The 18,392-nt window shown below is 42.5% G+C and carries 17 protein-coding genes; 9 read left to right on the top strand and 8 right to left on the bottom strand.

Annotated elements, in window-relative coordinates:
- Nucleotides 1-36: 36 nt before the first annotated feature.
- A complete protein-coding gene (locus tag CKK33_RS11375; protein ID WP_095704223.1) occupies nt 37-735 on the bottom strand; it encodes a CoA transferase subunit A in 699 nt (232 codons plus the stop codon).
- A 195-nt stretch (nt 736-930) separates the two neighbouring features.
- Here CKK33_RS11375 and CKK33_RS11370 point away from each other — a divergent pair, with 195 nt between their 5' ends.
- Nucleotides 931-1,476, top strand: coding sequence for a hypothetical protein (locus CKK33_RS11370; protein ID WP_095704222.1), 546 nt, complete (start codon nt 931-933; stop codon nt 1,474-1,476).
- Between the two features lie 46 nt (nt 1,477-1,522).
- Here the strand turns inward: CKK33_RS11370 and CKK33_RS11365 are convergent, their stop codons facing one another.
- The 4 genes from CKK33_RS11365 to CKK33_RS11350 all read right to left on the bottom strand — a co-directional run bounded on the left by CKK33_RS11365 (nt 1,523) and on the right by CKK33_RS11350 (nt 6,204).
- Nucleotides 1,523-2,602, bottom strand: coding sequence for an aldose epimerase family protein (locus CKK33_RS11365; RefSeq protein ID WP_095704221.1), 1,080 nt, complete (start codon nt 2,600-2,602; stop codon nt 1,523-1,525).
- 160 nt (nt 2,603-2,762) lie between these two features.
- Nucleotides 2,763-3,632, bottom strand: coding sequence for an HAD-IIA family hydrolase (locus tag CKK33_RS11360; RefSeq protein WP_095704220.1), 870 nt, complete (start codon nt 3,630-3,632; stop codon nt 2,763-2,765).
- A 46-nt stretch (nt 3,633-3,678) separates the two neighbouring features.
- Nucleotides 3,679-4,716, bottom strand: coding sequence for a hypothetical protein (locus CKK33_RS11355; protein ID WP_095704219.1), 1,038 nt, complete (start codon nt 4,714-4,716; stop codon nt 3,679-3,681).
- Nucleotides 4,717-4,845: 129 nt separating this feature from the next.
- Entirely contained in the window at nt 4,846-6,204 is a 1,359-nt protein-coding gene (locus CKK33_RS11350) for a glutamine synthetase family protein (RefSeq protein WP_095704218.1), read from the bottom strand.
- 80 nt (nt 6,205-6,284) lie between these two features.
- Between CKK33_RS11350 and CKK33_RS11345 the strand changes: the two genes are divergently transcribed.
- Complete coding sequence (locus tag CKK33_RS11345) at nt 6,285-6,698, top strand: gamma-glutamylcyclotransferase (RefSeq protein ID WP_095704217.1); 414 nt, start codon at nt 6,285-6,287, stop codon at nt 6,696-6,698.
- A 35-nt stretch (nt 6,699-6,733) separates the two neighbouring features.
- On the opposite strand, the gene CKK33_RS11340 is transcribed toward CKK33_RS11345, so the two are convergent.
- The gene (locus tag CKK33_RS11340; RefSeq protein WP_095704216.1) at nt 6,734-7,744 is read right to left on the bottom strand and encodes a glutamine synthetase beta-grasp domain-containing protein; all 1,011 of its coding nucleotides are present in this window, start codon (nt 7,742-7,744) and stop codon (nt 6,734-6,736) included.
- 248 nt (nt 7,745-7,992) lie between these two features.
- Nucleotides 7,993-8,508, bottom strand: a complete 516-nt coding sequence (locus CKK33_RS11335) for a hypothetical protein (protein WP_095704215.1) — start codon at nt 8,506-8,508, stop codon at nt 7,993-7,995.
- A 282-nt stretch (nt 8,509-8,790) separates the two neighbouring features.
- Here CKK33_RS11335 and CKK33_RS11330 point away from each other — a divergent pair, with 282 nt between their 5' ends.
- Nucleotides 8,791-10,290 (top strand): malate:quinone oxidoreductase, encoded by a 1,500-nt coding sequence (locus tag CKK33_RS11330; RefSeq protein WP_095704214.1) that lies wholly within the window; start codon nt 8,791-8,793, stop codon nt 10,288-10,290.
- Between the two features lie 7 nt (nt 10,291-10,297).
- On the opposite strand, the gene CKK33_RS11325 is transcribed toward CKK33_RS11330, so the two are convergent.
- Nucleotides 10,298-11,254: an energy transducer TonB gene (locus CKK33_RS11325; protein ID WP_095704213.1), complete on the bottom strand. Its 957-nt coding sequence runs from the start codon at nt 11,252-11,254 to the stop codon at nt 10,298-10,300.
- 131 nt (nt 11,255-11,385) lie between these two features.
- On the opposite strand from CKK33_RS11325, the gene CKK33_RS11320 reads away from it, so the two are divergent.
- From CKK33_RS11320 to rseP, 6 genes are all read left to right on the top strand, one after another.
- Nucleotides 11,386-12,336, top strand: a complete 951-nt coding sequence (locus CKK33_RS11320; RefSeq protein WP_095704212.1) for a glycosyltransferase family 2 protein — start codon at nt 11,386-11,388, stop codon at nt 12,334-12,336.
- 146 nt (nt 12,337-12,482) lie between these two features.
- A complete protein-coding gene (locus CKK33_RS11315) occupies nt 12,483-13,451 on the top strand; it encodes a glycosyltransferase family 2 protein (protein WP_095704211.1) in 969 nt (322 codons plus the stop codon).
- Between the two features lie 6 nt (nt 13,452-13,457).
- Complete coding sequence (locus CKK33_RS11310) at nt 13,458-14,186, top strand: hypothetical protein (RefSeq protein WP_095704210.1); 729 nt, start codon at nt 13,458-13,460, stop codon at nt 14,184-14,186.
- 1 nt (nt 14,187) lies between these two features.
- Nucleotides 14,188-15,687, top strand: a complete 1,500-nt coding sequence (locus CKK33_RS11305; protein ID WP_095704209.1) for a GH3 auxin-responsive promoter family protein — start codon at nt 14,188-14,190, stop codon at nt 15,685-15,687.
- Nucleotides 15,688-15,859: 172 nt separating this feature from the next.
- Entirely contained in the window at nt 15,860-17,026 is a 1,167-nt protein-coding gene (locus CKK33_RS11300; protein ID WP_095704208.1) for a 1-deoxy-D-xylulose-5-phosphate reductoisomerase, read from the top strand.
- A gap of 17 nt (nt 17,027-17,043) precedes the next feature.
- Nucleotides 17,044-18,375, top strand: a complete 1,332-nt coding sequence (gene rseP, locus CKK33_RS11295; protein ID WP_095704207.1) for an RIP metalloprotease RseP — start codon at nt 17,044-17,046, stop codon at nt 18,373-18,375.
- Nucleotides 18,376-18,392 lie beyond the last annotated feature (17 nt).

Raw genomic sequence — 18,392 nt, 5'->3', positions numbered from 1 at the left:
TCTCCGCCATACGGCGTATCGCAATGACATAGCTGATTATTGTTTCTTTCTCACCGTTCTTTGCTCAATGCGTTTTTCGTAGTTTTCACCTTTAAATATTCGGTGTACGTAGATGCCGGGGGTATGGATATGGTCGGGGTCCAATTCTCCGGGTTCAACCAATTCTTCAACTTCGGCAATGGTTACTTTACCTGCCATAGCCATTACGGGGTTAAAGTTGCGGGCCGTTGAGCGGTATACCAGGTTACCCATGGTATCACCTTTCCAAGCTTTTACAATGGCGAAATCTGCATCAAAGGCCATTTCCATTAAATAATCTTTGCCATTGAAGTTACGTATTTCTTTACCTTCTGCTACTTCGGTACCTATGCCGGCAGGCGTAAATATGGCCGGCATACCATAGCCTGCTGCCATGCAGCGTGTTGCCAACGTGCCCTGGGGGATCAGTTCTACTTCAAGTTCACCGCTAAGCAACTGCCTTTCAAATTCCGCGTTCTCACCTACGTAAGAAGAGATCATCTTTTTAACCTGGCGGTTGCGCAGCAATAACCCTATGCCAAAATCATCCACCCCCGCATTGTTAGATATGCAGGTTAGATCTTTAATCCCACTTTCCGCTAAGGCAAGTATAGTTTTCTCGGGCAGCCCGCATAAACCAAAGCCCCCCAGCATAAGCGTCATGCCGTCTTTAATATCGTTAATGGCTTCGTGAGCACCACTGACAACTTTATTCATGTTTATAATTGGTTATAGGCAAATGTAGTTTTTTTTAATAATACTATGCATGCATAATAACTTTGTATATGATTTTTTTGCTCCTGCCATAGACATGTTTTGGCGATTTTAAATTTAACCCATTTACTTTGAGTTAAAAAATGCAAACAATTAAAAAACTCAAACCTTATTACTATACATCAATCTATAAACAAAATGGAACTGAATAATAATAATAACAACCCGCAGCCAAATGCTTACCGTGTTGAGGACGACGATAATTTAGAAGAAAAAGATCTGCGCCGCGAAACCTTTATGTTTGGCAGCGAAGAAAAAGAAGCCAACAAACCCGGAATGGAAGGCCAGGGATATGGCGGCCAAAGCTTTGGTGAGGATAACAATACACCATCAGGCGATGATGGCAACAACCCATCCCGTAATGCCGGATATGATAATGTTTATTTTAAGCGTTCAGAACCCTCTGAAGAACATCCGGAGTTTAATAATTTCAAGGATCCTAATCAGTTAGGTCAACCCAATTTTACCCAATCTTTGGGAGCTGCGTCAACAGGCCAATCAGACGAAGAAAATGCTGGCCCCAAGCAAGAGGACGCCGGGAATGGCAACAATAACAGCGACGACCAAAATCTGAGCTATCAGGAAGGTACGGCTGATAACGATGGTTATGAAACAGGCGTTAATGAAGAAGGTGACGTAGCCGGTAACCGAGAAGTACCGGATCAGCAAAAGGTAGGTGAATAGTTAATTTACCATAGCCCGAATCAAAGTTCGGGCTATGGTAATGTTTTTATTGTGCCACCGAAAATTTAAAAATAGTTTGCGTTTGATAAGTTTCTCCGGGCTTTAATACTGTTGAAGGAAATTCAGGTTGGTTTGGAGAATCAGGATAATGCTGCGTTTCCATCGCGAACGATGTGCGGTGTTCGTCTCTCTTCCCGCCTTTCATAACATTTTGAGCCTGCATAAAATTACCGCTGTAAAATTGCATTCCCGGCTCTTCTGTATAGATTTCCATTTTTATGCCGATTTTATCACCAATAACGGTTGCAACAGGCGTTGAAAGGTCGTGCTGGTTAAGCACATAGTTATGATCATATCCTCTGCCATCTATTAGCTGTACATGATCCTCATTGATGCGCTGTCCTATAGTCGTGGGTTTCGCAAAGTCAAAAGGAGTACCGGCAACGGGTTCAATTTTCCCGGTAGGGATCAATGTGCTGTTTACCGGCGTATAACCGTCAGCATTGATTTGCACTATATGGTTTAATATGGTTCCGCTGCCTTCGCCATTAAGATTAAAAAAGGCGTGATTAGTAAGGTTTACCACAGTGGTTTTATCGGTAGTAGCCAAAAAACTTACCTTCATGGCATTATCATCAGTAATTTGGTAGGTTACCTTAACGCTAAGGTTGCCCGGGAAACCGCCCTCCATATCTTCGGACAGGTAGGTTAGCACTAAGGTGGCTTCATCTGTTTGTTCGGCATCCCATACCACATCCTGGAAAGCCGGTGTACCACCATGCAGTGTGTTTGGGCCGTTGTTTAAAGCAAGAGTATATTCTGTTCCTTCAAGAGTGAACTTGCCTTTAGCTATGCGGTTAGCAAAACGCCCAATGGTGGCGCCATAATATGGCTCTTTGGAATTTATAAACCCATCAACACTTTCAAAGCCAAGTATGATATCAGTGAGCTTGCCGTACTTGTCAGGCACAAACAAACTAACTACACGGCCACCATAATTGGTAATTGCCGCCTCTACCCCATTATTATTTTTTAGTATATATAAGTGGGTTTGTTTGCCGTTAACTGTTTTTTCAAATGCTGTAGCAGGGGGGAATTGTGGTCGGGTTTGAGTACTTTCTGTCATTGTTATATTGTTTTTCCATGCGGATTTGATCAAAAGTGAAAATGAATTTCCGCCAATAGCTTACAGCACCAAAGTTGCTATATTAATTGCTCTTATCATAATACAAATGTCACAGATACAATAATTTTTATCCCCCCTGGGATGAGACAGCTTATCCTGATTATAAATTCAGTGCCTGCGGGCCAATAACGGCATGCTCACAAATATAGGTAGGCACAATGCCGGTGGCCTGTATGCGGTTATCCGCGTCCTGCGGTAAAGTATTTCCTGATAAAACCAGCACAGTATCCAGTCCAAATTTGTTACCACCCATAATATCGGTTTGCAGGGTATCGCCTACCATTACTATCTCCTTTTTATTAATGGGCCTGTACTCGCGAATGAGGTCATAAACAAACATAAACATTTGCGAATCGGGCTTGCCAAAGCGGATAAACTTTTTGCCGATAATGGTTTCAATCATTTGCGCTAAACCACCAATGGCGATGCTTACATCGTGGTTTGATACCGGGTAAGCATAATCCGTATTGGCTACAATTGCAGGTATTGTACGCTTACGCAGCAGGTTAACGGTTTTATTAATGTCTTCAAACCAGTTAAAACCCTCATCGTCCATAAAAACAAGGGCGTTCACCTGGTCAATATTACTGCTGTTAATATCGCTTACTGGCAGGGTTTTTAAACCGGCGCTTTCTATATAATGGGCAGACTCTGTTGTGCCAAGGTAAGCCACATATCCGCCCTCAACTTTTAGTTCCAGGTAATCTTTGGTTAATTGTCCTGAGGAAATGATCCTGTCGGCAGTTACCACGTTTAAACCTTTATTGTGGTACGATTGCGCTAACTGCGCCGGGCTCCTTGATGCATCGTTAGTTACAATGTAGTATTCTTTATTCTGCGCTTCGAGATAAGCAAATGTCCGCTCTATACCGGGCACCAGCCCGGTATGTGTTTTAAGCACTCCAAAGGCATCAAAAAAGATCACTTCATAACGGTCTATAATTGATTTAAAATCCTCTATGCGTTTCATTATAGTTTATTTGTTTAAAGTCACTCACTATTAACCACTAACTACACTATTCCAATCCCAAAGCTTTTATAATTTTCTCTGCATCAAAATCGCGGTCAACAGATGGTAGATAAGTTTCAAAAGCTTCGGCCTGCAGTTTTTTTGCATATTGACCGCTAAAAAAGTATTGCCCGTCTTTTATTACGTAGTTAAGTATAAAAAAACGGTATGCTTCTTTCAGGAAGCGTATCTCATCGGCTGTAATAGGGTTTACTTTGTGATACTCTTTTAGAAAAGTAATAAAGCGGTCTTCCATCATTGGCCCTATCACGTAGCTGAATACGGTGCGGTCGCCCGCATCTGAAACCACCCTGCTGAAAAAATAAAAATCAAGCAGGCGGTAGCTCATCCTAAACCAGTCGTAATCCCAGCGTGAGTAAAGTTCCAGTTCGGGTGTTACCGAAAAGTTCCCGATGTTCCAGTCGATAAATACCGGGATGATCTCGAAAGAACTCATGTTATAACGGGAGCGGTTCTTTAAGAATTGTTCGCAGTGGTATTTAAGCAGGTCGGCCTGCATGCGTGTGCCAAATTTGCGCTCGTCTTTTTCCAGCTGTCGCTGCAGGTCATAAATATCGGTACGTAAAGTTTTAGATGATTTTGGCAGAACATTTTTTACCCTCGAGCATGCTTTATGGAACTTGCCCAACTGGTTACCCAGTTTTTTGATCATGTCGTCGTCCAGGCGGCGTGGCAAGCGTTCCATCATGCGGGTTGGGTTGTAAAAAACTACCCAGGCGTCATCCTTACCTTGTTTATAGCGATAAATATAAACGCGGTTATTTTTTAATAACGATTTCGACAGCAGGTTTTCAAATGGATAAAGCAAGTTGTTTGATAGCGCCTGTATAATGCGATGATCCTCTTTAAAATGTTCGAATTTGCCAAAAAAAGAAAGCTTGGCAATAACCATATCGTCATCATCAAAAGTGATGCGGTACACATGATTGGTAGAAACCATCGCGCTGATATCATCAATGCTTTTGATGGTTTTAGATTTATCGTAGCCTTCCCAGGCTGATTGTATGATTAAGTGAAAGTCCATTGTTTGAACCGGGATTAAGCGTATTTATTCGGTTTCACGGGATAATTCTTCAATACCGGTGTAATTAGTTTATGCGGCTAATATACTACAGTTTGCAGTTTTAAACTTTTGTACTGCAAATAATCCCGGTCATATTCCCTCAAAGTACCTTTTCAATTCCCAATCGCTTACGCTTTTGGCATATTGCCGGTGTTCCCATAAACGGGTTTGGGTAAAGTGTTTTACAAACCCTTCGCCAAAAAGTTCTTTAGCGAGCGGAGTATTTTGCATAGCTGTGGCCGCGTCAAATAAATTACTGTGTAATATGCCGTTGGCCTTGTTATCATAACCATTGCCCTTGGTGGCTGCTATATTAAGTTTTAGTTTGTTTTTGATGCCATAAAGCCCGGAAGCAAGCGCCGCTGCTATCGCCAGATACGGGTTGGTATCCGAGCCGGGTATGCGGGTCTCTAACCGGGTTGCTTTTTCTGATACATTTATGACCCTCAAAGCTGTTGTGCGGTTGTCTATCCCCCATGTAATGGTAGTGGGTGCCCAGGCGCCCTCCACAAGGCGTTTATAGCTGTTAATGGTTGGCGCGTACATTGGCAGCAAATGCGGAAGGCAATAAAGTTGCCCTGCCAGATAATGTTGATGTAACTCGCTCATCTTGTTTACATCCGCATCATCGTAAAATAAATTTTTTCCACCCTCTGCCGACCATAAACTCTGGTGAATATGCCCGCTGCAACCCGGCAAATTTTCGTTCCATTTGGCCATAAAGGTTGCAGTTAAGCCATGCTGTGACGCTATTTCTTTTACCGCGGTCTTAAAAAGTACTGCCCTATCTGCAGCCTCCAGTGTTGGCGCATAGTGTATGGCGGCCTCGTAAACGCCTGGCCCGGTTTCGGTATGTAAACCTTCAATAGGTATCTGGTATTGGGTGAGCTTATCAAACAGATCATTATAGAACGCGCTGTTTTGTGATGGCCTTAGTATGGAGTAGCCAAACATACCAGGCGAAAGCGGCTCCAGATTCCTGAAACCTTTGTGCTGTAAGCTTTGAGGCGTTTCGTAAAAGTTGAACCACTCAAATTCCTGGGCAAATTGTGCCACATAGCCCAATTTATCGCACTCCGAGATAATGTTTTTTAACAGGCTCCGGGGGCAAACCTCCAATGCCTTTGCGCCGGGGCCACTATAGTCGGCTATAAAGAAAGGCACGTTGTCTTCCCATGGGATCATCCGGAACGTGGAAATATCTATAAAGCATTGCTTGTCCGGGTAACCGCTATGCCAGCCTGTAAGATCAACATTGTCATAAGGGGCATCGGTGCTATCCCAGCCAAACACCACGTCGCAAAAGCCATAACCACTTTGCAAGCCATCCAAGAATTTTTGTTTGCTGATGACTTTGCCACGCAAAATGCCGTCGACGTCGGCAAAAGCGAATTTTATTTTCTGAATGTTATGGTCGTTGATGTATGAAATTACCTGTTCTGCATTCATTTTAGCTATATAAAATGGCAATTTAAGATTATTTAGAATAAATTGGGATAAATATTCAAGTCAGCATTCACTATATCCTCATGACCTGCTTATTGTTTGTTTACGGCACTTTGTTACAATATGATAATGAGTTTGCCCGCTATCTTCGCCAAAAATGCACGTTTGTTTCCACCGGCGTTATACATGGGCAGCTTTATGATTTGGGAGAATATCCGGGATTGATTATAACCAGTGATGCCAACCAGCTGGTGCATGGGAATATTTATGAAATGACTCACCCGGAGGAAGTACTAAAACGGCTGGATTTTTATGAAGGCGTAGGAACCGATGAAGAGCAACCTAACCTTTATCGGCGGGAAATGCACTCGGTGATAATCAATAACGGTATATTAAAAGCTTGGGTATACGTTTACAACAGGAGCATTGAGAATGCTATCTCTATCCCTGGCGGGGATTACATGGAATATGTAAATAAAAAATCCCCCGGTAAATAGCTACCGGAGGATTCTATTATATCAGTTCGCGAAGATTAGATCTTAGCAGATTTTACTGTTTTAATGATCACTGCAGCTACTTTGTATGGGTCTGCAGCAGAGTTAGGACGACGATCTTCCAGGTAACCGCTCCAGTTATGCTCAACAGCATAAAGAGGGATACGGATAGAAGCGCCGCGGTCTGATACGCCATAGCTAAAGTCGTGGATTGAAGCTGTCTCGTGTTTGCCGGTTAAGCGTTGATCGTTATCAGCACCGTAAACGGCAATACACTCAGCAACCGCAGGGCGGAATGCCTCACAAACTGCTTTGAATTTCTCTTCGCTATTAGCAGTACGCAATAATGAGTTAGAGAAGTTAGCGTGCATACCAGAACCGTTCCAGTCTAACTGGCCAAGCGGTTTACAATGCCAGTTAACAGCTACTCCGTATTTCTCACCGATACGCTCAAGCAGGTAACGTGCAACCCAGATCTGGTCACCAGCTTCTTTAGCGCCTTTAGCAAATATCTGGAACTCCCATTGCCCGGCAGCAACCTCAGCATTAATACCTTCTACGTTAAGGCCTGCTTCTAAACAAGCGTCTAAGTGCTCTTCAACAATTTCGCGGCCGAAAGCATTGTTAGCGCCTACTGAACAGTAGTAAGGGCCTTGCGGGCCTGGATAGCCACCAGCAGGGAAACCAAGTGGTTTGTTAGTAGCAGGGTCCCACAGGAAGTATTCCTGCTCAAAACCAAACCAGAAATCATTATCATCATCCTCAATGTGTGCACGGCCGTTTGACTCGTGTGGCTGGCCTTTTGAATCCAATACTTCACACATTACAAGGTAGGCATCTTTTCTTTGTGGATCTGGTACGGTGAATACCGGTTTCAAGATACAATCTGATGAGCCGCCCGGTGCCTGCTCTGTTGATGAACCATCAAAGCTCCAGTTATCAAGGTCTTCTACTTTTCCGCTGAAACTTTTAACAATTTTTGTTTTGCTGCGCAGGCTTTGAGTTGGTTTGTAGCCGTCAAGCCAGATGTACTCGAGTTTTGTTGCCATTTTGAATGATAAATTTGAAAATTTTAAGTTTAATTATAGTTCCTTATAAAATCAGTCAGTATTTATGCCGCTAATTTAAAGTATTTTTATAAATTCAATAACTTTTTTGAAAAAATTTATAAAAATGGGAACTAAAAATTGTAAATATTCAATATTTATCTGTTTAGAATCAAAATCCACCCATATTATTATGCTTACATAGCATATATGGCAATATCGGAAAATATACATGGAAGCGAAAGGACGTGTTATTTGGTTGATGCCACACCCCAATAGCACACCCTCCTTATCTTTACCAGCGCACTTGTAGTTGTTTTGATCTCAGTTTTCACACCGCTTTTTAGCAAATACATTTTCGCGGAGGTATTATCATAAACAAAAGCAGGGTAAGCTTTTTTGTTGCCTTTGTTATCCGTAATATCAAGCCTTATAGCGTTAGTTGCTCCTCTCCTGCCTGTTGTATCTTGTGCGTTAGGCGCGGGCACCCAGTTAATTTCATATTTAACCTTGTTTATAGCCGGTATACCAAGGTTTTTAAATTCTGTAGTTTGTTCAACAACGCCAATTATGCATTTAATGCACATATCCGGCACGGTTGCCAGGGTTGCGTAACGTTTGTCTGTATTATTAACTACCGCTACTTTTTTGTTATTTACCACTACTGGCGTTTGTACACCATCTTTAATAGATGTATTTGAATTATGTTTACATGCGGTAAGCGTAAAGGCAAACATGAGGGTGCTGATGAATAGTATTTTGCGCATGATGCAAGGAGTTTATATTCAACAACAACGCTTGTAATTAATTGTGTTACCCAGAATACCGCACCACTTATATTTAAATCAACCTATTTTTACAGAAACACTAAAATCCACCCATTTTCATTAAAAATTTACAATATGAACAGGAAAAATTCTGTAAAATTTGCTAAAATTGCCTGATTATGTTATCGCAAAGTACAATTGCTTAACTTATTGGCGTAAACTTTGTATAACGCATAAACAAAAACAAATACAGATGAATGTTTTCTAACATTCGTAAGCATCATGAATAACGGCAATATTGGTTCTCAAACAACGGTTGATGTAGTTTTGGTTGGCGCGGGTATTATGAGCGCTACATTAGGTGTAATGCTTAAACAGCTCGATCCTAATTTGAAAATTGAAATTTTTGAACGCCTTGATACCGTTTCTGCCGAAAGTTCTGACGCTATGAACAATGCCGGTACCGGCCACTCGGCCTTTTGCGAGCTTAACTATACCCCCGAGCTTAAAGATGGTACCGTTGAGATAAAAAAAGCTATTAAAATTGCCGAACAATTTGAAATATCCAAGGAGTTTTGGGCTTTTTTAGTTGAAAAAGGTTATGTAGAATCTCCTGAAAGCTTTATACGTAAAGTACCCCACATGAGCTTTGTTTGGGGACAGGACAATGTAGAATATCTCAAAAAACGCCAGCAGGCTTTGGTAAAACACCATTTTTTCAAAGGAATGGAATATGCCGAAGACCAGCAGCAACTGCAAAAATGGATACCGCTGGTAATGGATGGCCGCGACCCTAACCAAAAGGTGGCAGCCACACATATGGATATTGGTACCGATGTAAACTTTGGTGCCCTTACCCGCAGCCTCATCAGCAAGCTGCAACTAAAGCCGGGTGTTAACCTTAGCCTTAACCACGAGGTGGCAGACATCAGGCGTAATAAGGACAATACCTGGAAAATAAAGGTTGAAGACCGTACCAGCGGAAATAGAAGAACCCTTAACGCTAAGTTTGTATTTGTAGGTGCCGGTGGTGGCGCTTTGCTGTTGTTGCAAAAAACAGGCATCCCTGAAAGTAAAGGTTTTGGTGGCTTCCCGGTAAGCGGGCAATGGTTGGTATGTAATAACCCCGCTATTGTTGAGCAGCACGCGGCCAAGGTATACGGCAAAGCATCGGTAGGTTCGCCGCCAATGTCGGTACCGCATTTGGATACCCGCATGATCGATGGTAAAAAATCATTGTTATTCGGGCCTTATGCCGGTTTCTCTACGCGCTTCCTTAAAAAAGGCTCGTTGCTTGATCTGTTCAAGTCTATCAAGTTTAATAATATATTGCCGTTGCTTGCGGTGGGGCGCGATAATATGGCACTCACTAAATACCTCATTGTTCAGGTGCTGCAATCGCCTGCTGATAGGTTAAAGGCTTTGCAGGAATATTTTCCCGAAGCTAAAAAAGAAGACTGGGACCTGGATATTGCTGGGCAACGCGTACAGATCATCAAAAAGGATCCAAAGCGTACCGGTGTACTGGAATTTGGTACCGAAGTAGTAACCAGTGCCGATGGCAGTATATCAGCCTTGTTAGGTGCTTCGCCGGGCGCTTCAACATCAGTACCTATTATGCTCGACTTGATCAGCCGTTGCTTTAAACAACCTATGCAAACCAGCCAGTGGCAGCAAAAACTGAAGGAAATGATACCATCATATGGGCAATCTCTGGTTAACGATGAGGTTTTGGCCAATGCTACACGTGAGCGTACCAGTACCGTGCTGGGATTGCTTTAAATGCAAATTAACTACCTAATCTGAAAGTTATAGGAATTGACCGTTGTACACGAACTTGCTTGCCTTGAGATTCTCCGGGTACCCATTTGGGTGATAATGTAATCACTCTCATCGCTTCTTCATCACATCCTGCGCCCATTCCTTTTACAACTCTAATATCACTTAAGGAACCATCAGTTTCAATTACAAAAGTTATGATGACTGTTCCTTGTATATTATTTAGTCTGGCTTTTACAGGATATTCGATATTCTTTATGATAAAACCCCTAAGTGCTACTAAACCACCCGGAAAGGATGGATTCTTATCCACATGGATGAAAATCGGATCACCATTTGGAACATCTCTCTTCGCATATAAAATTTTTCCTTTCTTGTAAAGAGTCGTGTAAATCTTACCGTCAAGATACCAGTTCCATTCTCCCTCTTCCTTGCCGTTAATCACATTGCCCTCTAAGCGTTCGCCGGGGCTGTTGGTATATTTTATCCATTTGCCATTACCGTTAATAGTAAGCCTGTTTCCGGTAGAGTCTAAAAATTGTTTCAGATAAACGCCATCGGCACTGTATGTTTCAACACACCTCAACGCGCCGTTGGGGTAGTAATTTAGCACGTCGCCTATGATCTTACCTTTATTAAATACCTTACTGGTCTTACGTTTTCCGTTTTCATAATATTCATCATATATGCCATTTATACCCGGCCTGATGTTCATATTGTCTAATGAGGTTAAAGTAACCAGGCGCAGGTTTCCGTTCATATAATAATCCTTCACACGGAACATTCCCGAGTCGGCTTTTATCATCAGGCGCAAAAATTTAGCATCGCTTTCACTGTAAGCCAGGGTCGAGTCGTTTACCATATAATATCGTACGGTATCGGGTCGTGTTTTGGCTTCAGGTTGTTTTTCTTGTGCAAAGCCGGTAATATTTATTAATAAGAATAAGGCCAAGACATAAGGTTTCATGTTGCAATAAGGGTTTGTACAGCTAATTTAATAAGTATTCATAACGCTTCAAAATGTAACCCATTTATCATATACTTACCGTGCTTAATTTTTATATTTTTGTAGCTAACCTTACACAAGGTTCTTTTTAAATGGATATATCAGTAGTAGTACCACTATATAACGAAGTAGAATCATTACCGGAGCTTACCTCGTGGATAAGCCGTGTAATGGACGAGCATGGCTTTACCTATGAGATTGTATTGGTTGATGACGGCAGTACAGATGGCTCATGGGGAATGATCATGAAGCTGAAGGAAAATAACCCGTTTATCAGGGGCTTCCGTTTCAGGAGAAATTATGGCAAATCTGCCGCGCTGAATATTGGTTTTGACGCCGCGCGTGGTAATGTAGTGATCACTATGGATGCCGACCTGCAGGACAGCCCGGATGAGATACCGGAACTTTATCGTCGTATTAACGAAGAAAAGTATGATCTCATATCAGGCTGGAAAGCAAAACGTTACGACCCTATATCTAAAACTATACCTACCAAGCTTTTTAACGCGGCTACCCGTAAAATGAGCGGCATTAATAACCTGCACGATTTTAATTGTGGGCTTAAAGCTTACCGCAGCACAGTAGTTAAAAACATTGAAGTGTATGGCGAAATGCACCGCTATATACCTGTATTGGCCAAGTGGGCAGGGTTTACCAAAATTGGCGAACAGGTAGTGGAGCACCGTGCCCGCAAATACGGTAAAACCAAGTTTGGCTGGAGCCGTTTTATCAATGGTTTTCTGGATCTGCTATCAATATTTTTTGTAGGAAAATTCGGTAAGCGCCCTATGCACTTTTTTGGCGCTATGGGTACGCTTAGCTTTTTTGCGGGGATAATTATTGCCGTATGGATGCTTGCCGAAAAGCTTTACCTTATAGCGCACCATCTTCCCTACCGTGATGTTACCGCTAATCCATTGTTTTACATTGCCCTGGTAGCCATTATATTGGGTTCGCAGCTTTTTCTTACCGGTTTTGTTGCCGAACTGGTATCGCGCAACTCAAACGACAGGAACAATTACCAGATCGCTGAAACAATTTAATGGTGTTAGAGATTTGAGATATGCAGATGTGCCGGTGTTTCTTTCAACATCGGTAAAAATTAATCATCGCATCTGCATATTTGCAAAATCACACATCTGATCATTCATCTGCATATTTGCACATTTGAAATTTGCACATCTACGAAATGTTTTTTTCCATCATCATACCTTTATATAATCGCCCCCAGGAAATTGACGAATTACTGGATACCCTTACCCGCCAGACTTACAAGGCGTTTGAGGTATTAGTGATTGAGGATGGTTCGGTAAATAAGGCAGATTATATTGTAAATAAATATTCCGAAAAACTCGACCTGCATTACTTTGAAAAAGCGAATGAGGGCCAGGGTTTCACCCGTAATTTTGGTTTTGAGCGCGCCAAAGGAGACTATTTCGTTATCTTCGACTCCGACTGCCTTATTCCCGAAAATTACCTCGAAGTAGTAAACCGATCACTTAACGCCAACTGGCTTGATGCCTATGGCGGACCCGATGGCGCTCATGAATCGTTCACGCCAATCCAAAAAGCTATCAGTTACGCCATGACGTCGCCATTTACTACCGGCGGTATCAGGGGGAATAAAAAGGCTATCGGCCAGTTCCATCCGCGTAGCTTTAATATGGGTGTTTCAAGAAAGGTTTGGGAGAAGGTTGGCGGTTTTATTATCACCCGCCTGGGCGAGGATATTGAGTACAGCATACGTATACACGCGTCGGGTTTCAAGATCGGGCTGATACCTGAAGCCATTGTTTATCATAAACGGCGCACCGACTTTGTGAAGTTTTTTAAGCAGCTCCACTTTTTTGGCAGGGCGCGTATCAATATATACAAGTTTTTTCCCTCGCAGTTAAAGGCGGTACATTTTTTCCCTGCATTAGTTACCCTTGGCTTGCTGTTTACTGTTATTGCCAACCTGTTTGCCTGGCGTATAGCGGCGCTTTGTAACATATTGCTTGCCGTTTACATATTGTTAATATTTTTTCATGCGCTTGTTAAAAATAAATCGTTAAAAATTGCAATTTTGAGCATCGCAGCTGCCTTTATTCAACTTACTGCTTATGGGTTAGGATTTATGCAGGATTTTTGGAAACGTGTTATTTTAAAAAGGTCATAGTAAGGTATGTATCACCCGTTTTCGGTTGTGGAGACCGTAAAAACTTCATGGGATATTTTCAGAAAAAATTTTGTAACTATCATCGTTTACTCCGTAATAGCTTTTTTCCTGCTGGGAATTTTAGGTTTATTAGCGGGTTTTGTTTATTCTCCGGAAGATTACTGGGCTTCGATGATTGTAACCTTTATTCTTATCTGGCTGCAGGCTTATACTACACTGGGACTTTATAAATTAATATTCACGGTTATAGACAGCGAATACTATGATTTTGAGTTTATGCAGGTGATCCCCAAAGCTAAGATGGTTTGGAGTTATCTGGCTGTGGTGTTTATTTTCGCTTTTGTGGTTACCAATTTGGGCATCGCTGTAGATTATCTTGACAACAACCCTAACTTACAGTTTGCTATTGAGCTGCTGGCCGGTTTAGGCGGTTTGTATTTAGCCCTACGGGTGATGTTTTTTAATACATTTATTGTTGATGACAACTCGGGCCCTATAGAATCTATTAAACAGAGCTTTGAACTTACCAGGGGATATCTTTTAAAAGTTATATCCATACTGCTCATCATCATCTTGCTAATCGCCTTACCTGCTAAAATTTCTCAGTATTATCCGTTAATCTCCATAACTATATTATTTACTTACCCGTTTGTAAACATTATTTTGGCGGTTACTTATCGTAAATTAATATACAGCCATCAGGATATTGACGATAACGTAAGCGAAACGGATTAATATGGGCATAAAAGCATCGTTAAGTAAAGTTTTTGCATGGCTGGTCAACCGGCAGCTAAATCATATCCGTTACAACGCGCTATCCCTGCAGCAAAAGAACTTTAGTCACATCATCCATGAAGCAACTCACACTGCGTTTGGCCGCGATCATCATTTTAGTTCAATTAACAGTTACGAAGATTTTAAAAAACACGTACCTGTACGAGATTATGAAGAACTACGACCGTACATAGAGCGTGTGGTAAACGGCGAGGAGAATGTTACCTGGCCCGGCAAACCTGCTTATCTGGCCAAAACGTCGGGCACCACTTCGGGTGTAAAATACATTCCCATTTCAAAGCAAAGCATGCCTGAGCACATTAAAGCGGCCCGTAATGCGTTACTCAGCTACATCTATGAAACCGGCAATGCCGACTTTGTTGACGGCAAAATGATATTCCTGCAAGGCAGCCCTGTACTGGCTGAGAAACACGGCATACAAACCGGTCGATTATCGGGTATCGTAGCGCACCATGTACCGGCCTACCTGCAAAAGAACCGTCTGCCCTCCTACCAAACCAATTGCATTGAAGACTGGGAACAAAAGGTTGACGCCATTGTGGAAGAAACCAGGAACCAGGATATGCGCCTCATCTCTGGCATACCACCATGGTGCCAGATGTATTTTGACAGGCTATCTGCCATATCAGGCGGAAAAAAGATCAAAGACATTTTCCCTAACTTTAAGCTATACGTGCATGGCGGCGTTAATTACGAGCCTTACCGCGCCCGAATGGAAGAAAGCATAGGCTTTAAGATCGACAGTATTGAAACCTACCCGGCATCGGAAGGGTTTATCGCTTTCCAGGATTCGCAGAAAGAAAAAGGCTTACTGCTGATGGTGGATGCCGGCATATTTTATGAGTTTATCCCCAGCGATGAATATTATAACGAAAACCCGACACGCATTAACTTAAAAGACGTGGAGTTGGGTAAAAACTATGCTTTAATACTGAATACCAATGCAGGGCTATGGGGTTATAGTATTGGCGATACGGTAAAGTTTGTATCTAAGGATCCATACAAAATCGTGGTAACCGGGCGTATCAAACACTACATCTCCGCCTTTGGCGAACATGTGATAGGCGAAGAAGTGGAACACGCACTCATGAGTGTAGCTGCTCAAGAAGGTATTGAAGTAGTTGAATTTACCGTAGCCCCTCAGGTTGCCCCTGCCGATGGGCAATTACCTTACCATGAATGGTTTATAGAATTCGGCACGCAGCCTAAAGATATGGAGGCCTTTGCCCTTAAAGTAGATAAAGCCTTGCAACAAAAAAATATTTACTATTTTGACCTTATTGAGGGTAACATTTTGCGCCCTTTGATCGTCAGAAGTTTACAAAAGGACGCCTTTATTAGTTACATGCGCAGCCAGGGTAAACTGGGCGGGCAAAATAAAGTGCCCCGTTTATCAAATGACAGGAAGATAGCGGATGAGTTGATGGGGTATACTGTTTAATTGTTATATTGTTTTATTGAGTAACTGTGTCAATCGAAAACAATATTCTTAATGCATTACCTAAAGAAATACATCAATTAATAAAGTTTACAGATGAAAGGGTTAAAGTTTAAGTTTTCTTGAACTTTACTAACAATAAAATAATAAAGCAATCGAACACTCTAACAACAACATAAAAAACATAGCCATCCTTGGCTCTACCGGCAGCATAGGCACACAAACGCTTGAGGTAATCAAAGATAACCCGCAATTATTCAGTGCGTTTATGATAACGGCTAATGCCAATGCTTACTTGCTGATACAACAGGCATTGGAGTTTGTGCCCCAATATGCCATTATTTGTGATGAAAGTAAGTATGAAGAGGTTAAGCAGGCCCTGGCCCATTTACCTACTCAAGTACTGGCCGGTTATGATGCCATAAAAGAGCACGTATCGCACCCGAACATTGACGTAGTGCTTACCGCCATGGTTGGCTTTTCGGGGCTTGTGCCTACCATTAATGCCATCAGGGCAGGTAAGGATATTGCCCTGGCCAATAAGGAAACATTGGTGGTAGCGGGAGAAATGGTTACCGAGCTTGCCAAAGAGCATGGTGTTAAGATCTTACCGGTAGATAGCGAGCATTCGGCTATATTCCAGTGCCTTGCCGGTGAAGAAAACAATAGGATAGAAAAAATTATCCTTACCGCTTCAGGCGGTCCTTTCAGAGGGCGCAACGCCGCTTACCTGGCATCGGTTACCCGCGAAAACGCCCTTAAGCATCCTAATTGGGTAATGGGCGCCAAAATTACCATCGATTCTGCATCGTTAATGAACAAGGGATTGGAAGTGATAGAGGCTAAGTGGTTGTTTGATCTCCAACCCGATCAGATCGAGGTGATCGTGCATCCTCAGTCAATTATCCATTCGTTGGTGCAGTTTGAGGATGGATCTATCAAGGCGCAAATGGGGCTCCCGGATATGAAGCTACCTATACAGTATGCCCTAACGTATCCGGGTAGGGTTAAAAATAATTTTAAGCGGTTTAATTTTGCGGATTATGCCCAGCTTACGTTTGAACAGCCGGATATGGTTACTTTCCGCAACCTGAAGTTGGCTTTTGACGCTTTAGCGCAGGGCGGCAATATGCCATGCATTATTAATGCCGCTAACGAAATAGCTGTTGCAGCTTTTCTGCAAAACCGCACAGGCTTTCTGGAAATGAGCGATGTTATAGAAGCCTGTATGCAACATATTGCTTTTATTGCGCATCCTACCCTGCACGACTATTTGAATACTGATAAAGAAACACGCATATTTGCGCAAAATTTAATAGAAAAAATGCCGTTAAAGGCTTAACATTTATATAACTACGGATGAGCGTTTTGGTGATGGCGGGCCAATTGATACTTGGTCTTTCAATTTTAGTGATACTGCACGAGTTCGGGCATTTTTTGGCGGCCCGTGCTTTCGGGATAAAAGTAGAGAAGTTTTACCTGTTTTTTGATGCCTGGGGTGTAAGCCTGTTCAAATTTAATTATAAAGGCGTTGAGTATGGCATTGGCTGGCTGCCTTTAGGCGGCTATGTAAAAATTGCCGGCATGATTGACGAATCAATGGATACCGAGCAAATGGCCGGGCCGCCGCAGTCCTGGGAGTTCAGGGCTAAACCTGCCTGGCAAAGATTGATCGTGATGTTAGGCGGTATTATCGTTAACATTATCGTGGGCATATTCATCTTCTGGATGCTCACTATCCGCTATGGCGAAAGCTATACGCCTATGGATACCGTAAAATATGGTATCGTGCCGGGTAAAATAGGCCAGAAAATGGGCCTTAAAGCCGGTGATAAGATCACCGCTGTAAACGGTAAGCAATTGCAGCGCTTTGAGGATTTGGTAAGTTCAAAAGTATTATTAGATAATACGGTATTTACGGTACAGCGCGGCGATTCGACCTTAGAGGTCAAAGTACCTCTTACTATATTGAATGATCTGTCTGATTATGGTATCGAGGAATTTATCAGCCTGATACCACGTGGCCGTTTTAGTGTTGATTCAGTTATTGGGGAAGCTAAACGTATAGGCCTTAAAAAAGGCGATAGTATACTGGCTGTAAACAACACGCCTACTGTCTTTTACGATCAGCTGCAAACCGTGCTGGCAGCCAATAAAGGTAAAACGGTAGACCTTACTGTTAAGCGCGCCAACAACACGATGGATCTGAAGGCCAACATTGATAAGGATGGTCATCTGGGTTTCTTTCGCCCGCGCAATGAGATATTACCTAATCTCAAAACGGTTAAATACGGCCTTTTTGAAGCCTTCCCGGTTGGTGCCAGAAAAGCCTGGGGCATGTTTGCCGATAATGCCAAAGGCATTAAAAAGATATTCTCGGGACAGGTGAAAGCCACCAAAGCTATTTCAAGCCCGCTGGGCATAGCGGAAAAATTTGGCGGCCATGTTGACTGGCTTCGTTTCTGGAGCCTGGTGGGTTTCCTTTCAATGGTATTGGCGCTTACCAACTTATTGCCTATACCGGGCCTGGATGGCGGCCATACCGTGTTCCTGATCATTGAGATGATAAAAGGTAAACCGTTAAGCGATAAGTTCCTGGAGCGCGCTCAAATAGTTGGTTTCGTACTGTTGATCTCGCTAATGGTGTTTGCCTTCGGTAATGATATTGTGAAGATAGTAACGAGAAAATAAGACTTAGTTTATATAGC

It is taken from the genome of Mucilaginibacter sp. MD40, from assembly GCF_002288635.1.
Lineage (GTDB): Bacteria > Bacteroidota > Bacteroidia > Sphingobacteriales > Sphingobacteriaceae > Mucilaginibacter.
This window is presented reverse-complemented; position numbering and strand designations above follow the sequence as displayed.

What these genes read in the sequence shown, in the direction of transcription:
- CKK33_RS11375 (WP_095704223.1), bottom strand. Translation starts at nt 735, where the DNA reads ATGAATAAAGTTGTCAGTGGTGCTCACGAAGCCATTAACGATATTAAA.
- CKK33_RS11370 (WP_095704222.1), top strand. Translation starts at nt 931, where the DNA reads ATGGAACTGAATAATAATAATAACAACCCGCAGCCAAATGCTTACCGT.
- CKK33_RS11365 (WP_095704221.1), bottom strand. Translation starts at nt 2,602, where the DNA reads ATGACAGAAAGTACTCAAACCCGACCACAATTCCCCCCTGCTACAGCA.
- CKK33_RS11360 (WP_095704220.1), bottom strand. Translation starts at nt 3,632, where the DNA reads ATGAAACGCATAGAGGATTTTAAATCAATTATAGACCGTTATGAAGTG.
- CKK33_RS11355 (WP_095704219.1), bottom strand. Translation starts at nt 4,716, where the DNA reads ATGGACTTTCACTTAATCATACAATCAGCCTGGGAAGGCTACGATAAA.
- CKK33_RS11350 (WP_095704218.1), bottom strand. Translation starts at nt 6,204, where the DNA reads ATGAATGCAGAACAGGTAATTTCATACATCAACGACCATAACATTCAG.
- CKK33_RS11345 (WP_095704217.1), top strand. Translation starts at nt 6,285, where the DNA reads ATGACCTGCTTATTGTTTGTTTACGGCACTTTGTTACAATATGATAAT.
- CKK33_RS11340 (WP_095704216.1), bottom strand. Translation starts at nt 7,744, where the DNA reads ATGGCAACAAAACTCGAGTACATCTGGCTTGACGGCTACAAACCAACT.
- CKK33_RS11335 (WP_095704215.1), bottom strand. Translation starts at nt 8,508, where the DNA reads ATGCGCAAAATACTATTCATCAGCACCCTCATGTTTGCCTTTACGCTT.
- CKK33_RS11330 (WP_095704214.1), top strand. Translation starts at nt 8,791, where the DNA reads ATGAATAACGGCAATATTGGTTCTCAAACAACGGTTGATGTAGTTTTG.
- CKK33_RS11325 (WP_095704213.1), bottom strand. Translation starts at nt 11,254, where the DNA reads ATGAAACCTTATGTCTTGGCCTTATTCTTATTAATAAATATTACCGGC.
- CKK33_RS11320 (WP_095704212.1), top strand. Translation starts at nt 11,386, where the DNA reads ATGGATATATCAGTAGTAGTACCACTATATAACGAAGTAGAATCATTA.
- CKK33_RS11315 (WP_095704211.1), top strand. Translation starts at nt 12,483, where the DNA reads ATGTTTTTTTCCATCATCATACCTTTATATAATCGCCCCCAGGAAATT.
- CKK33_RS11310 (WP_095704210.1), top strand. Translation starts at nt 13,458, where the DNA reads ATGTATCACCCGTTTTCGGTTGTGGAGACCGTAAAAACTTCATGGGAT.
- CKK33_RS11305 (WP_095704209.1), top strand. Translation starts at nt 14,188, where the DNA reads ATGGGCATAAAAGCATCGTTAAGTAAAGTTTTTGCATGGCTGGTCAAC.
- rseP (WP_095704207.1), top strand. Translation starts at nt 17,044, where the DNA reads ATGAGCGTTTTGGTGATGGCGGGCCAATTGATACTTGGTCTTTCAATT.